The organism is Amycolatopsis viridis (assembly GCF_011758765.1).
In the GTDB taxonomy this organism is placed as follows: Bacteria; Actinomycetota; Actinomycetes; order Mycobacteriales; family Pseudonocardiaceae; genus Amycolatopsis_E; species Amycolatopsis_E viridis.
In genome coordinates this window covers 5,343,398-5,357,954 of the sequence record NZ_JAANOU010000001.1, presented here as the reverse complement: position 1 = coordinate 5,357,954, position 14,557 = coordinate 5,343,398, and the positions used below count along the sequence as shown (strand labels likewise).

General features: G+C 71.7%; 13 protein-coding genes. 12 read left to right on the top strand and 1 reads right to left on the bottom strand.

Annotated features, from left to right (window positions below; genetic code table 11):
* Positions 1 to 10: 10 nt before the first annotated feature.
* The 12 genes from FHX46_RS26505 to FHX46_RS26450 all read left to right on the top strand — a co-directional run bounded on the left by FHX46_RS26505 (position 11) and on the right by FHX46_RS26450 (position 13,302).
* Positions 11 to 991 carry a ketoacyl-ACP synthase III gene (locus FHX46_RS26505; protein WP_167120339.1) on the top strand — a complete coding sequence of 327 codons (981 nt, stop codon included), beginning with the start codon at positions 11 to 13 and terminating at the stop codon, positions 989 to 991.
* On the top strand, positions 991 to 1,806 hold the full coding sequence (locus FHX46_RS26500; RefSeq protein ID WP_167120336.1) for an SDR family NAD(P)-dependent oxidoreductase: 816 nt from the start codon (positions 991 to 993) through the stop codon (positions 1,804 to 1,806). The genes FHX46_RS26505 and FHX46_RS26500 overlap by 1 nt, the downstream gene beginning before the upstream one ends.
* Positions 1,781 to 2,626 carry an SDR family NAD(P)-dependent oxidoreductase gene (locus FHX46_RS26495; protein ID WP_208400293.1) on the top strand — a complete coding sequence of 282 codons (846 nt, stop codon included), beginning with the start codon at positions 1,781 to 1,783 and terminating at the stop codon, positions 2,624 to 2,626. The genes FHX46_RS26500 and FHX46_RS26495 overlap by 26 nt, the downstream gene beginning before the upstream one ends.
* A 29-nt stretch (positions 2,627 to 2,655) precedes the next feature.
* Entirely contained in the window at positions 2,656 to 3,933 is a 1,278-nt protein-coding gene (locus tag FHX46_RS26490; RefSeq protein WP_167120329.1) for a beta-ketoacyl synthase N-terminal-like domain-containing protein, read from the top strand.
* A gap of 41 nt (positions 3,934 to 3,974) precedes the next feature.
* On the top strand, positions 3,975 to 5,087 hold the full coding sequence (locus FHX46_RS26485) for a CaiB/BaiF CoA transferase family protein (RefSeq protein ID WP_167120326.1): 1,113 nt from the start codon (positions 3,975 to 3,977) through the stop codon (positions 5,085 to 5,087).
* Between the two features lie 244 nt (positions 5,088 to 5,331).
* Positions 5,332 to 6,891: a serine hydrolase domain-containing protein gene (locus FHX46_RS26480; protein WP_167120323.1), complete on the top strand. Its 1,560-nt coding sequence runs from the start codon at positions 5,332 to 5,334 to the stop codon at positions 6,889 to 6,891.
* A 43-nt stretch (positions 6,892 to 6,934) separates the two neighbouring features.
* Complete coding sequence (locus tag FHX46_RS26475) at positions 6,935 to 8,152, top strand: serine hydrolase domain-containing protein (RefSeq protein WP_167120320.1); 1,218 nt, start codon at positions 6,935 to 6,937, stop codon at positions 8,150 to 8,152.
* Positions 8,153 to 8,317: 165 nt separating this feature from the next.
* Entirely contained in the window at positions 8,318 to 8,935 is a 618-nt protein-coding gene (locus FHX46_RS26470) for a TetR/AcrR family transcriptional regulator (RefSeq protein ID WP_167120317.1), read from the top strand.
* Positions 8,936 to 8,975: 40 nt separating this feature from the next.
* Positions 8,976 to 9,941 (top strand): amidohydrolase family protein, encoded by a 966-nt coding sequence (locus FHX46_RS26465; protein ID WP_167120314.1) that lies wholly within the window; start codon positions 8,976 to 8,978, stop codon positions 9,939 to 9,941.
* Positions 9,942 to 10,021: 80 nt separating this feature from the next.
* Positions 10,022 to 10,765, top strand: a complete 744-nt coding sequence (locus tag FHX46_RS26460; RefSeq protein WP_167120311.1) for an SDR family NAD(P)-dependent oxidoreductase — start codon at positions 10,022 to 10,024, stop codon at positions 10,763 to 10,765.
* A 76-nt stretch (positions 10,766 to 10,841) separates the two neighbouring features.
* Entirely contained in the window at positions 10,842 to 11,702 is an 861-nt protein-coding gene (locus FHX46_RS26455; protein WP_167120308.1) for an SDR family NAD(P)-dependent oxidoreductase, read from the top strand.
* Between the two features lie 112 nt (positions 11,703 to 11,814).
* Positions 11,815 to 13,302: an SDR family NAD(P)-dependent oxidoreductase gene (locus tag FHX46_RS26450; RefSeq protein WP_167120305.1), complete on the top strand. Its 1,488-nt coding sequence runs from the start codon at positions 11,815 to 11,817 to the stop codon at positions 13,300 to 13,302.
* A gap of 11 nt (positions 13,303 to 13,313) precedes the next feature.
* On the opposite strand, the gene FHX46_RS26445 is transcribed toward FHX46_RS26450, so the two are convergent.
* A complete protein-coding gene (locus FHX46_RS26445) occupies positions 13,314 to 14,534 on the bottom strand; it encodes an acetyl-CoA acetyltransferase (RefSeq protein WP_167120303.1) in 1,221 nt (406 codons plus the stop codon).
* Between the last annotated feature and the right edge of the window lie 23 nt (positions 14,535 to 14,557).

Below are 14,557 nucleotides of genomic sequence, written 5' to 3'. Positions count from 1 at the left end.
GCTGTCAGCGATGTCGTACGAACAGGGCGGTGCGGCCGGCCCGCGGTGGGAGGCCGCCGGCCTGGTGCTCCGGGGCTTCGGTCTGTACTACCCGGAAGAACAGATCGTCAACTCGGACGTGGCAGCGGTGCCCGGCAATGAGATCGACGCCTCGGTGCTGGGCACGGTGTCCGTGCGTTCCCGCCATCGCAGCAGCGAGACCGAGACGGTCCAGTACATGGCGGCCGAGGCGGGCAAGGCCGCGGTGAAGGACGCGGGCCTGGAACCGACCGAGCTGGATCTGCTGGTCCTGTCGAACTGGACCACACCGCCGTTCACCCCGGAATACGGACCGGAGGTGGCCGCACTGATCGGCAGCCCGCGGACGCTGGCGTTCGACATCTCCGGTGCCTGCGTCGGTTTCCTGCACGGCGTGCAGACCGCGGCCGCCTACCTGCACTGCGTTCCGGAGGCGCGGCACGCGCTGGTCGTGTGCAGCGAGCAGTTCAGCCGACGGGTGCGCCCGGGCAGCAAGGGCGAGCTGGTGACCTCGGACGCCGCGGGCGCGGTGGTGCTGAGCAAGTCGGACCGCAGCGGCCTGATCGACGTGGTGCTGCACAGCGACGGTTCGCGTGCCGACGTGATCAGGGTGGCGGCGCCGCGCGGCTGGATCCGCAGCCAGTCCAGCCTGCCGGACCACGCGGTCTCGAGCATCGTCGAGTCCTGCGCGGAGATCCTCCGGCGCACCGGCGTGACCATGGACGAGATCGACTGGGTGGTTCCGCACCCGGGAACCGATGTCGTGCACCGGCGGGTCCGCGCCGCGCTGGCGGTCCCGGAGGAGAAGTTCATCGTGAACTTCGAGACCAGGGGGAACACCTCCAGCGCGTCCATCCCGATCGTGCTGGCGGAGGAGATCGCGGCGGGCCGGTTCCGGCCGGGTGATCTGGTGCTCAGCCCGGCGATCGGCGCCGGCTGGTACTCCGGCGCCATGCTGTACCGGATCTACTGATGACGGGCGTTCCGGTGCCGCCGGGCACCAGCGGCAGCGTGCTGGTGGTCGGCGGCAGCAGCGGGATCGGTCTCGCGACCGCGCTCCTGCTCGCCGAGGCGGGACGCCGCGTGCTCGTGGCGGCCCGGGGCGGCGAACGCCTGGCCGAGGTGGCGGAGATCGCCGAGCGCAAGAAGCTCCCCCTGGAGACCCGGGTGGTCGACGTGCGGAGCGAGCGGAGCGTGGACGCGCTCTTCGCCGCGCTCGACGAGGCCGGCGAACCGGTCACCGCGTGCGTGAACACGGCGGGACGCAACCTGTCCCGCAGGCTGCTCGTCCCGCCCGGCGACGACGGCGGGCAGTGGCTGGCCCACTCGGAACGGGACTGGCAGGACACGCTCGACCTCAACCTGACCGGCACGTTCCGGGTGGCGCGGGCGGCGGCGCTGCTGTTCGCGCGGCAGCGGCGGGGTGGCGTCATCGTCACGGTCGCCAGCTCGACCTGGCGCGGCTCCTGGGGGCAGCCCGCGTACGCGGCCGCGAAGGCCGGGATCGTGTCCCTGACCCGCAGCCTGGCCCTGGAACTGGCCGACCACGGGATCCGGGTGGTGTGCGTGGCGCCGGGCGTGATCGACGGTGCCGCGCTGCGGGACAAGTGCGCCCGCAAGCCCGCGCACGCCGCCCACATGGCGCGGCTGCGTGAGCGCATCCCGTTGCGGCGGTTCGCGACGGAGTCCGAGGTCGCGCGGACCATCGTGCACGCGATCGACAACGAGTACCTGACCGGCAACGTCCTGGAGGTGGATGGCGGTGGCTTTCCCGGCCGCATCGCGTGAAGAACCCGGCGCCGGCGCGCGCTTCGAGGGGCAGGTGGCGTTCGTCACCGGTGGTGGCAGCGGTATCGGCCTCGCGGTCGCCGAGGTGCTGGCGGCCGGCGGCGCGGCCGTCGGGCTGCTCGGCCGGAACCTGGAGCGCCTGCGCACGGCGGAGAAGAAGATCGTGGCGGCCGGTGGTGAGGCGTTCGCCTGCCCCGGTGACGTGCGTGACCTGGATTCGGTGCAGTCCGCCGTCGCCGAGGTGGAGGAGCGGTACGGGCCGGTCACCTTCGCGGTCAACGCGGCGGGGACCGCGATGGGGCAGAAGTACCTGTGCGACCAGGACGAGGAGTCGTGGCTGCGCACGATCGACACCAACCTCGCCGGGTCGTTCCGGTTCTGCCGGGCGGTGGTGCCGGGGATGATGCACCGCCGGCGCGGTTCGATCGTCCTCATCTCGAGCGCGGCCGGCAAACGCGGAGTTCCCGCGAACACCTCGTACTCGGCCTCGAAGTGGGGGATCAACGGCCTGGTCCGGTCGCTGGCCCTGGAGGTGGGGCCCACGCAGGTGCGGGTCAACGCCGTGTGCCCGGGCTTCACCGACACCGAGATGGTGCGCGACGAAAGCCAGTTCGGCGGCGACTTCATGGACAGCGTTCGCCGGCACGCCGGTCCGCCGGACCTGACCTGGGAACGCTACTGGCGCAGCACGGTGAAGAGCACCGCCCTCCGTCGCCTCATCGACGCGGAGGAGGTGGCCGAGATGACGGCCTTCCTGCTCAGCGACCACGCCCGTTCGATCACCGGCCAGTCGTACTCCATCGACGGCGGCCTGCCGTGACCCGCGAGCACTCACGAACTGGAGTTCCGATGTTGCCCACCCAAGCCGCCTGGAAGCCCGTCACGGTCCGGGGTGCCGGTTTCGCGTTGCCCGGCGCGGACCGCCCCTGCCACGACTACAAGGAGTTCGCCGACGCGGTGATGGCCGGAACGTGCGCCATCACGCCGTTCGAGCTGCCGGGGACGCCCATCCGGGTCGCCGGTCAGGTGCCGGGAACCGGTGCGGAGACCCTGGATCTGCCCGATCGCCTGCTGTCCAGGCTGCCGCGCGCGAGCAGGCTGGCGCACACCGCGGTGGCCGGTGCACTCGACCACGCCGAGCTGACGGCCGCCGAGATCAGCCGCGGGGACGCGGTGCTGATCGTGACGTCGTTCCAGTTCGCCCTGCAGGAGACGGCCGCGCTGCTGGACCGGTTCGCCGACGCCGGTCCGGCGGGTGTTGCCTTCGACTACTGGTCCAAGGTGGCGCCGGGCAGCATCGCGTCCGGGTTGTGCACCAACCTCGGCCTCGACATCCCCACTCTGACGGTGACCGGCGGGTGCAGCACCTCGTTGCGGGGGTTCGAGCTCGCCGCGAGCATGGTCGCGCGCGGCGAGGTCGAGCACGCGGTCGTCGTCGGGGTGGACACGATCCTGGAGCCGCTGTACCTGTCCGCGACGGGGTACGCCGGCCGGTCCGGCCACCGCGCTTCGTCCATTTCGGACGATCCGGCGGACGTCCGGCCGCACGACGCGGTGCAGACCGGCAACGCACCGGCCGAAGGCGCGGCCGCCGCCGTGCTGAGCTCCGCCCGGCACCCCGGCGGCGGGGTGGACACCGGCCTCGAGTTCATCGGGTTCTCGTCCCGCAACGGCGGCGGCAACCCGATGGGCCTCGGCGATCCGACGGGGTGCGCGGCCGACATCCAGCGCCTCCTCGCGGCCGGCGGGGTGGGCCTCGGCGATCTGGCTTTCTTCTGCGACTTCGCCGAGGGCAACCGGCAGCTCGAGGACTTCCTGTGCGAGACGCTGGCGACCCTGCGCGCGAACCTCGCCGACGACGCGCCGCTCACGCTGACCTCGCAGGAAGCGTGCTACGGCCACCTGCCCGGGGCGGCCGGGCTGCTCAAGGTGCTCGCGAGTCTCGTGATGCTGACCGAGAACCGGGTGGCCCCCACGGCGAACCTGGTGAACCCCTATCCCCGCTTGCCCGCGCGCGCTCTGACTGGTACTCCCGAGCGGATTGCCGACAGTGGCCGGCGGACGGCGATGACGGTGGGCCTTTCCGGCGGTGGCGACACGACGTCGCTGCTGCTGCGGCTCGCCTGAGGTACGCGCTCCCGCCGGCCGGACCGAGGAGGAGGACCGCCGTGGCGGGACCGTTGTACGGGTTGCGCGTGCTGGAGCTGGGAGGGATCGGCCCGGGGCCCCATGCGGCCATGCTCCTGGCCGATCTGGGCGCCGAGGTGGTGCGCGTCGAGCGGCCCCGGGGCGGCCTGCGGGTGGTGCCCGAGGACACCGCTGACTGGCTGATGCGCGGCCGGCGCTCGATCTCGGCCGATCTGAAGCAGCCGGAGGGGCGCGACCTGGTGCTCGCGCTGGTCGAGAAGGCCGACGTGCTGATCGAGGGGTTCCGGCCCGGGGTCACCGAGCGGCTGGGCATCGGCCCCAAGGAGTGCCTGGACCGCAACCCGGGCCTGGTCTACGGCCGCATGACCGGCTGGGGTCAGGACGGGCCGCGCGCCACCCAGGCCGGGCACGACATCAACTACCTTGCCGTGACGGGCGTGCTGCACGCGATCGGCACGGCCGGTGCGCGCCCCACGCCGCCGCTGAACCTGGTCGGGGACTTCGGCGGCGGATCGCTGTACCTCGTCCTGGGTGTGCTGTCGGCGCTGTGGGAACGCGCGCGGTCGGGCCTCGGGCAGGTGGTCGACGCGGCGATCGTGGACGGCGTGACATCCCTGGCCCAGGGCGTGTGGGCGCTGCGCGGCGTCGGTCAGTGGCGGGACGAGCCGGCGTCGAACCTCGTGGACAGCGGCGCGCCCTTCTACGACACCTACCGGTGCCGCGACGGCCGGCACGTCGCGGTCGGCGCGATCGAGCCGCAGTTCTACGCCCAGCTCGTCGACGGTCTCGGACTGCGCGACGCCGATCTCCCGGAGCAGCTCGACCGCTCCGGGTGGCCGCGTGTGCGGCAAGCCTTCCAGCAGGCGTTCGAGACCCGGACCCGGGACGAGTGGGCCGAGCGGTTCGCCGGCACCGACGCGTGCGTCACCCCGGTGCTCGACTTCGCGGAAGCCGTCGACGAACCACAGCTCGCCGGGCGCGACACGATCGTCGAGCTGGGCGGGGTCCGCCAGGCCGCCCCGGCGCCGCGGTTCTCCCGCAGCGCGCCCGATCTGCCGGCCGCACCACGGGAGCCCGGTTCCGACACCGCGGCCGTGTTGCGCGCCTGGGGCGTACGTCACCCAGCTGGGTGAATCCCTCCTAGGGCGCACGAGCGCCGTCACCTGTTCGAGCGGACGTCGTTGCCCCCGTCCGCCGGTTCCATTATGAACGTTCATACAGCTGAGACCTGTCGCGTCGTGTGACGCGCCCCGAGTGCACCACTTCACGGGCGGGTCTTCGTCTGAACAGCCGTATATGAACGATCATTGACAACGGTCGGTCTGGTCGGGTTGAGTACCCGGCCAGGCCGACCTGTCAGGAACCGGAGAGGCATCGATGAAGCTGTCACTCTCGCGCCGGTGGGCCGTGCTCGCCGGCGTGCTGGCCGCGGCGCTGGTCGCAACCACCCTCGGGGCGGTCGCGCCGGAGCGCGCCACGGCCGCGGGCGGAACCGGGTGTGCCGACGCCGGTGACCGGTACGAGACCGCGCGCCCCGAGCAGGTCGGTCTCGATCCCGTCACCCTCGGCCACGCGCTCAACCTCCTCTCGGTCAACGGGTCGGAGACGGTGCAGGTCTACCGGCACGACTGTCTCGTCGGGACAGGGATCTTCGACCCGCTGCTCGGTCACATCCCGGGCAACAACTGGAGCCAGACCAAGACGATCACCGCCCTGCTCGCCGGCCGCGCCGTCACCCTCGGCCGCCTCTCCGTCGACGATCCGATCGGGAAGTACCTGCCACCGGGCCTCGGGGACGCGGCCCACCGCGCCGTCACCGTCCGCCAGCTGCTGACCCAGACCAGCGGCGTCCGGGCGAACTGGACGCGCGAGCTGAACCTCGCCATGCCCGACCGCATCCGCGAGTTCCTGTCCCTGCCGTTCGACCACCAGCCCGGGACCTTCTACCGGTACTCGCAGACCGGGCCGTCCGTGGTGGCCTACGTGGTGCAGCGCGCCGTCGGCGAGGACCTCCAGGACTTCGCGCAGCGCGAGCTCTTCGGTCCGGTCGGCATTCCGCGGGACCACTGGTTCTGGCTGCGCGACCGCGACGGCAACACCGACGGCTGGTCGAACCTGTTCCTGCCCGGTGACGACTTCGGGCGCATCGGTCAGCTGCTGGCCAACAGCGGAACCTTCCACGGGAAGCGGCTGATCTCCGAGAGCTACCTGCGTGAGCTGCGCACGCCGAGCCCGAACAACCCCGGCTACGGGTACCTGACCTGGCTCAACGCCGGCCCGTACTGGATCACCCCGTCCGCCTTCGCCGCCACCCGCAACCCGGCGCCGATGATCTCCAGCGCACCGGCCGACATGTACTTCTCGTACGGGTTCTTCGGCCAGCACATCTTCGTGATCCCCAGCCTGGACATGGTGGTGACCCGCTCCAGCGGGACGCTCAACTGGCCGCCCAGCCGGGTCGACGTGGGCGATCCGCTCACCGCCGTCGCACCGGGGCAGACCAGCCGCGTCGAGTACGAGTTCTTCCGCCTGCTGATGCAGTCCGTCGACACTGCTGTCGCGCCCCGGCAGCCGGCGGCGCCGCCGTACGTCGCGCCGAAGCCGGGCGCGGTCGACCCGAGCCTGTTCGTCAGCGTGCCCGACAACCTCGCCGTGGCGCAGCTCGGTCCGAACGCGCCGAAGGGCTGCACGATCTTCGGGTGCGGCGGGAAGCTGGCCGCCGCCGGCACCATCCGGTCCCTGATGGACGTTCCGCGCACCGGGTTCGCGGCGCTGACCGCGCTTCCGGCCGGGACCGCGCAACTGGCGCAGCAGGTGCCCGATCTGCTGCCGCGCCTGCTGGACGGCTGGCAGCAGACGGCCCGCATCACGGGCGAGCAGCTTCCGGCGGCGCTTCCGGCGCTGCTGGCATCCCTCCAGCAGTCGGTTGGGGGATGAACACGGTGCGCACGACGGTGTGCGTCCGAGGAAAGGAAGTCCGATGATCGGTGGTAGCTGTGCGGAAGAGTTCTCGCGCGTCCGCGAGGAGTTCGAGCGGAACTTCGCCGACCGCGGGGAGGTGGGCGCGTCGGTCTGCGTCATGATCGACGGCGAACCGGTGGTGGACCTGTGGGGTGGCGTCGCCGACCGGGAGACCGGCCGCCCGTGGGAGCAGGACACCGCGAGCGTGATCTTCTCCTGCACCAAGGGTGCGACCGCGCTGTGCGCCCACGTGCTCGCGTCCCGCGGGCAGCTGGACCTGGCCGCGCCGGTCGCGCGCTACTGGCCGGAGTTCGGCCAGTCGGGCAAGGAGGACATCACCGTCGGGATGCTGCTGAGTCACCAAAGTGGACTGCCGGTGATCAGCACCCCGTTGCCGGACAGCGCTTTCTTCGACTGGGACCGGATGATCGGCGCGCTCGAGGTGGAGAAGCCGTTGTGGGAGCCGGGCACCAGGCACGGCTACCACGCCCTCACCTTCGGCTGGCTGATCGGTGAGGTCGTCCACCGGGTGTCCGGGAAGTCGCTCGGCGAGTTCTTCCGGGACGAGGTCGCCGGTCCGCTCGGTCTGGACTTCTGGATCGGGTGCCCGGAGGAGGTCGAGCCGCGGCTCGCGCCGATGATCTTCCCCGAGCCCCGCGAGGGTGACGAGCCGTCGCTGTTCATGACGATGGCGGCGACCAAACCGGAGTCCATCCCCGGCCAGATCTTCGCCAACTCCGGCGGGTACATGCTGCCCGGGCCGACCGGCTTCGACTCGCGCAACGCGCACGCGGCCGAGATCGGGGCCGCGGGCGGGATCAGCAACGCCCGCGGGCTGGCCGGGATGTACGCACCGCTGGCCTGCGGTGGCGGGCTCGCCGGAGTGGAGCTGGTGGACCGGCGCGCTCTGGCGCGGATGACGACGACGGTCTCCGCGGGCCACGATGAGACGCTGCTGATCGGCAGCCGGTTCTCCGCCGGTTACTTCCGGTCGATCGACAACCGGCACCGGCCCTACGGTCTGCGGGACAGCGTCATCCTGTCCGCGGACGCCTTCGGGCACCCCGGTTTCGGCGGCAGCCTGGGCTTCGCCTCGCCGGACAACCGCATGTCCTTCGGCTACACCATGAACAACATGGGGCCGGGCACGCTGCTCAACGACCGGGGGCAGAGCCTGGTTGACGCCGTCTACCGCTCGCTCGGCTACACCGACAACAGTACGGAGGTGTGGTGCTGACCGTGTTGCCCGGGCGTGCGACAGGTCACAGATCGGCCGGTCCGCCCGTTCCGGTAAGGTGGGCGGCGCGGTAGATGTATGAACGATCATACATCCCGGTGGTCGTGCCCTGGGGGCGCGACCACCGGGCGCACCGCTCGGTCGCACGGAAGTCGGTGGGAAGCGATGGGGACGCCGGTCAGGACGCGGAGCAGGAACGGGCAGCACCCGCGGGTCCGGCTGCAGGAAGCCGGCACGCGCCTGTTCTACAACAAGGGCTTTCACGCGACCTCGGTGCGGGACATCACGGAGGCCTGCGGGCTCACGCCCGGCGCGCTCTACAACCACTTCGGGTCCAAGGAAGAGCTGCTGTACTCGATCATCATGGACGGGCACAACACGCTCGACCGGAGGCTCGACGCGGTGCCGGCGGACGCGCCCGCGCAGGAGCGGCTGCGCGGGTTGATCGAGGCGTTCGTGCTGCACCACACGCGCTACCGCAAGGAAGCCGTGGTGGGCGACGAGTGGCGCGCGCTCGACGAGGAGCACCGTGACGAAGTGCGCCGGCTCCGGCTCGGTATCCGGGCCCGGGTCTCCGACGTCATCCGCGACGGCGCGGCGGCCGGTGTCTTCGCACTGCCCAAGGTGCCCAACGGTGACCCGGTGCGGATGGCCGCCACGGCGGCGCTCGACATGTCCTTCCGGGTGGCCGGCTGGTTCAGCCCGGACGGCCCGGTGTCCGATGCCGCGTTCTCGACCTTCTACGCCGATCTCGTCCTCCGTTCCATCAGCAAGGTTCGCTGAGACCGGTCCCCGGCCTCTTCGCGAACCGGAGAGGTGATGCATGGCCGTCCACCCGCACCCGATCGTCGACATGTCGGGCATGGTGCTCGACCGCGACTGCTGGCGCGCCTACCTCGGCGGGTTCGCCGAGTACGCGCCGGACTACTTCCGCCTGTTCGGCCAGCGGCTCGCGATCACCGCCGGTATCGACCCGCGGGACTTCGCCGCGGCGAGCAAGGATCCCGACGCCGCGCTCGACCTGCTCCTGGCGAGCCCGGTGTTCGACTTCGACCTGGACGCCTACGTCGCGCGGCTGGCGGAGGAAGGTGTGCGGTACCAGGTCCTGCACTCGAGCATGCGGCCGCTGCCGGACGGCCGGATGGTGAGCGACCGGATCGCCGAGTTCGCCGCGCGCCACCCCGACCGCCTCCAGGCGTGGGGGAGCGTGAACCTCGCCGATCCTGATGCCGCCATCGCCGAGGTGCGGCGCTGCGTGCTCGAACTCGGCATGCGCGGGGTGTCGGTGACCCACTTCCTGGACGTCGCCGACCCGGTGTCGGAGGGGGCGCACGAGTTCTACCGGACGGTGAGCGAGCTGGGCGTGCCGCTGTGGCTGCACACCGGGCACAACCTGTCCACGCGCGTGCCGATGAACTGGTGCACCTGGCGGGAGCTGGACGAGATCGCGCGGCGGCACCCCGACCTCGTGGTGATCGCCGGGCACGGCGGCTGGCCGTGGGTGATGGAGATGATGACGCTGTGCCAGCGGCACCGCAACGTCTACCTGGAGTTCTCCACGCACCGCCCGCGCCTCATGGCCCGGCCCGGATCCGGCTGGGAGCCGTTGCTGCTGCACGGGGCCTCCACGGTCCGCAACAAGATCCTCTTCGGCGGGATCGAGTGGGTGCACGGCATGACCACCGGCGCGCTCGCCGCCGAAGTCTCCGCGCTGGCGCTGGACGAGCGCACGAAGTGCGCGTGGCTGCACGGCAACGGCGCGCGCCTGCTCAACCTGGACCCGAGCTAGTCCCACCGGGTGTCGCGCCTTGACCGCGTGGTCTGCCGTCATAAAAATGAACGTTCATACACAACGAAGTGGAGCAACCCATGAACCTTGCAGGACGTGCCGCGCTCGTGACCGGTGCCGGACGCGGCATCGGCGCGGCGATCGCCGAACGCCTCGCCGCGGACGGGGCCAGGGTCGCGGTGAACGATCTGGACGCGGAGGCCGCCCAGGCCACGCTCAAGCGCATCCAGGCGGCGGGTGGGGACGGGGTGGCGCTGGCGGGCGACATCGCGGACACCTCCTTCGCCCGTGAGCTGGTCGCCACCGCCGCGGAGCGGCTGGACGGCCTGGCGATCCTGGTCAACAACGCGGGCATCGTCAACCGGCTGCCGCTGCGGGAGCAGACCGAGCAGCACTGGGACCGGGTCATCGACGTCAACCTCAAGGCGCCGTTCGTACTCAGCCAGGCCGCGGTCGACCACCTCGCCGCCTCCGGGCACGGCGCGATCGTCAACATCTGCTCGGTCGCGGTGATCGGGTTCTTCCGCCAGATCGCCTACGACGCCTCCAAGGGCGGCCTGCTCACCATGACCCGGTCGCTGGCCGTCGAACTCGGCCGGGAAGGGATCCGGGCCAACGCGATCGCGCCGGGCTTCATCGACACCGACACCGGGCACGCGGCCGACCTCGGGCGGATCGGGGAGAAGACCGTGGCGACCCTGCCGCTGAGCCGGACCGGGCAGCCGGACGAGGTCGCGGGCGCCGCGGTCTGGCTGGCGTCGGACGAGGCGCGGTACATCACCGGTCAGGTCCTCTTCGTCGACGGCGGCTGGGTCCGGAACTAGCGCCAGTTCCGGGCGAGCGGCCCGGCCGCTGGTGAAGCAGAACTTGGACATGGGAACGGGAAGGGAACCAACGAACATGGGAAACGCTGACGCTGCGCGGCTGGGCGGCCGGGTCGCACTGGTGACCGGCGGCGCGTCCGGCATCGGGCAGGCGACCGCACGGCGCCTGAGCCAGGACGGCGCGACCGTCGTCATCGCCGACATCGACGGCGAGGGCGCCGAAGCCGTCGCCAAGGACATCCAGAACGCCGGTGGCCGGGCCGAGGCGGTGCCGTGCGACCAGACCGACCCCGACCAGGTGGCGGCGTTGTTCGACCGGCTGGCGCGGCACGACCGGCTCGACATCTGCGTGGCCAACGCCGGCTGGGGACGGTTCGGGCCGTTCCTGGAGATCCCGGAGAAGACCTGGCGGCGCACCTTCGACATCAACGTGACCGGGACGTTCCTGATGTGCCAGGCCGCGGCGCGCCGGATGGCCGAGCTGGGCAACGGGGGAGCGATGGTGGTGACCTCGTCGTCCGGGGCCGTCGAACCGGTCGCCCTGTTCAGCGCCTACTGCTCGGCCAAGGCGGCGCTGAACATGATGGTGAAAATCATGGCCTACGAACTGGGGCAGTTCGACATCCGCGTCAACGCGGTGATGCCGGGCGTGACGGAGACCGCGATGACCGGTGGGCTGCTGGCCACCGGGGCACGCAGCTACAACGAGGCCGAGTCGCCCCTGGGCAGGCTGGGCAAGCCCGAGGACATCGCCAACGCGATCGCCTACCTCGTGTCCGACGACAGCGGTTACGTCAACGGCGCCGCGCTGCTCGTCGACGGCGGTGGCAGCGCGTACAACCCGGGCTGGTTCGGCACCGACTTCCGCCGGCGGGGTGAGGCGTCCTGGATCCTCCGGCACGAGCAGGTGCCCGTCCAGGTCACCGGAAAAGCCTGATACGGCAGTACTTCCCGTCACGGCCCGCGGTGCCCAAGGGGTACTCGCGGGGCGATGACGGTGGGCCGGGACGCCCGTAGTTTCGCGATGTGCGCTACTGCGGAGGTGTCCCATGACGAGTACCAGCACGGCGCCGTTCCGGACGGTGTCGCTGCGGCCCTGTTCGGCGACGATCGAGATCGACGCGCCGCGTAAGACCGCCGCACTCGGCGCGGTCCACGCGTTGCTGAAGCGAGCCGGTTTCCGGACCGCCACCGGTGGCACCGGCGCGGAGGCGTTCTGCGCGGTCCAGGTGGAGAACGCTGCGTTCGGCGTGCACGGCAGCGGTGGCTGCCTGCGTCGTTCGGCGGTTCTGGAAGCGGCGACCCGGATGGCGCGGTCTGGTGGTGGCCGGATGGTGCTCGTCACCGACGCCCTGCCGTGGCCGGCCGGTTCGGCCCACGTCGAGCGTTCCGCCCGGCAGAGCGCGGATCTGCACTGGTGGCAGCAGCTGGCCTCCCGGGTGGCGCCGCACGGGGTGCGGATGAACGCGATCCGCGTCGGCTACGCGCCGTTCCTCGGCCATTCGCTGCCCCAGCCGGCCGAGGCGGTGCTCCACGCGCACCAGGTGGTCCGCCGCCCGGTGACCGAGGCGGACCTGCAGGCGGCCCTGACCCTGCTGCTCAGCCGCGGCCTGGACGCGATGGTCGGTGAGGTGCTGCCGCTCGACGGCGGCCTGGAGACCGGGATCGTCCCGGTCAGCGCGACGGGAACGGCCAAAGTGGACCGCAGCACGGCGCTGCCGGCTCGACCGTGGTCCCTCGACGGTCGAACGGTACTGGTCACCGGGGCCAGCAGCGGGATCGGCGCGGAAACCGCTCTCGAACTGGCCCGCCGCGGTGCCGACGTGGTGCTCGCGGCACGGCGGCTCCCCGAGCTGGACGAGGTCGCCGCGGCGATCCGGGACCACCTCGGGCGGCGGGCCTGGACGGTCCGCGCCGACCTGTCCCGTGCCGGTGCCGCCGACGACCTGGTCGACGACGCCGTGCGCCAGGCCGGCGCGGTGCACGACTTCGTGCACGCGGCCGGGGTCCTGCCCCGCGACGACCAGCCCGAGGCGCGGCGGCACCGCGAAGAGGCCTACCGGATCAACGTCCTGTCCTTCGCCGACGCCGTGGAACGGCTCGCCCCGCGGTGGATCTCCTCCGGCCACCGCGGGAACATCGTCTCGGTCTCGTCCACGAGCGCGCAGACCGCGCCGGTGCCGGGGTTGTACAGCTACGGCTCGGGCAAGGCCGCGGTCGCCCAGCTGAGTTCCCACCTGGCGGTGACGCTGGCGCGCCACCGCATCCGGGTCAACTCGGTGCTGCCGGGCATCGTCCGCACCCCGATGACCGACACCGCCGACCCCGCGTTCGTCACCGCGTCGCTGCGGCGGATCCCGTCCGGGCGGTTGTGCGATCCGGAGGACATCGCCGCGGCGGTGACGTACCTGATCAGCCCCGCGTCCACGATGGTGGACGGCGCCCAGCTGCGGGTGTGCGGCGGCTGGGCGACCCTGCGATCACTGCCCGCGTTCACCTCCGGGACGGATCAGCCCGTCCCGGCGGTGGGCACGTGATGAAGTCCCGCTCAGGCGGTGACCACGAAGCTCACCGCCGTGCTGCAGCTGCCGCCGACGTTGAGGGTCGCGGCGGTGCGCGCCCCTGGCACCTGGTAGTCACCGGCGGTTCCGGTCACCTGCCGGTGGGCGTCCAGCAGCATCCGGACCCCGGTGGCCCCCACCGGGTGCCCGGCGCCGATCAGGCCGCCCGACGGGTTCACCGGCAGGCGCCCGTCGAAGTCGATGTACCCGCTCTCGACGGCCCGCCAGGCCTCCCCGGGCGCGGTCAGTCCGAAGTGGTCGATCGCGACGTACTCGGTGATCGTGAAGCAGTCGTGTGTCTCGATGACGTCGAGGTCCTCCGGACCGCGTACGCCGGCCCGGCCGTAGGCGTCGGTGATCGCCTGCCGGATATTGGGGAACAGGTAGCGCCCCTCGTGGGCGAACTTGGCGCTCAGCGGTAGTGGTGCGGTGTGGTGGCCCCATCCGCTGATCCGGCTGGCCGTGCGGTCCGGCGAGCCGCGCAGCCAGGACTCGGTGAACCGGCTGCCGGCCAGCACGATCGCGCTCGCCCCGTCGGTGATCCGGCCGCAGTCGCTCTTGCGGGTGCGGCCGGTGACGATGGGGTTGGCGATGTCGTCGGCCTCGAAGTGGCCGGGTTCGGCCGTCCAGCCGCGGGTCTGCGCCAGCGGGTTGCGGCGGGCGTTGGTGCGGTTGAGCTCGGCGATGCGGTTGAGGTGGTTCTGGTCGAGCCCGTACCGGCGTTCCACCTCCTGGCTGATGCGGTCGAACAGGTGGGGCCAGGGCAGCTCGTCGGTGTCCAGTTCCTCGGGCGTCCAGGCCGCGGACCCGAGGTTGCGCGCCGCCTCCTCGCCGGCGACGTTGCGCATCAGCTCGACTCCGGCGACCAGGACGACGTCGTACCGCCCGGCCTCGATCTCCGCCATCGCGGCCAGCGCGGCGGCGCTGCTGGACGCGCAGGCGGCTTCGTGCCGGCTGGTGGGCAGCGTGGCCCAGGCCGGGTCCAGCATCGGGATCATCGCGCCGAGGTGCGACTGCCCGGCGAAGCGCTCGCCGCCGAAGTTGCCGACGTGGGCGGTTGCGATGTCGGACGGTTCGAGCCCGGTCGCGGCGAGGCAGTCGCGCACGGCCTGTTCCAGCATGTCGAAGAGCGGGTTGTCGCTCTGTTTGGACCAGTTGACGGCGAAGTCGGTCTGCGCGCCGCCCAGGACATGGACTGCGTCGGCCATGGCTTCACTCCTCCTCGTTGTGA

Excerpts from the sequence above, each read along its gene's own strand:
- FHX46_RS26500 (WP_167120336.1), top strand. The coding sequence starts at position 991 with ATGACGGGCGTTCCGGTGCCGCCGGGCACCAGCGGCAGCGTGCTGGTG.
- FHX46_RS26450 (WP_167120305.1), top strand. The coding sequence starts at position 11,815 with ATGACGAGTACCAGCACGGCGCCGTTCCGGACGGTGTCGCTGCGGCCC.
- FHX46_RS26460 (WP_167120311.1), top strand. The coding sequence starts at position 10,022 with ATGAACCTTGCAGGACGTGCCGCGCTCGTGACCGGTGCCGGACGCGGC.
- FHX46_RS26480 (WP_167120323.1), top strand. The coding sequence starts at position 5,332 with ATGAAGCTGTCACTCTCGCGCCGGTGGGCCGTGCTCGCCGGCGTGCTG.
- FHX46_RS26475 (WP_167120320.1), top strand. The coding sequence starts at position 6,935 with ATGATCGGTGGTAGCTGTGCGGAAGAGTTCTCGCGCGTCCGCGAGGAG.
- FHX46_RS26505 (WP_167120339.1), top strand. The coding sequence starts at position 11 with ATGTCGTACGAACAGGGCGGTGCGGCCGGCCCGCGGTGGGAGGCCGCC.
- FHX46_RS26455 (WP_167120308.1), top strand. The coding sequence starts at position 10,842 with ATGGGAAACGCTGACGCTGCGCGGCTGGGCGGCCGGGTCGCACTGGTG.
- FHX46_RS26470 (WP_167120317.1), top strand. The coding sequence starts at position 8,318 with ATGGGGACGCCGGTCAGGACGCGGAGCAGGAACGGGCAGCACCCGCGG.
- FHX46_RS26465 (WP_167120314.1), top strand. The coding sequence starts at position 8,976 with ATGGCCGTCCACCCGCACCCGATCGTCGACATGTCGGGCATGGTGCTC.
- FHX46_RS26445 (WP_167120303.1), bottom strand. The coding sequence starts at position 14,534 with ATGGCCGACGCAGTCCATGTCCTGGGCGGCGCGCAGACCGACTTCGCC.
- FHX46_RS26490 (WP_167120329.1), top strand. The coding sequence starts at position 2,656 with ATGTTGCCCACCCAAGCCGCCTGGAAGCCCGTCACGGTCCGGGGTGCC.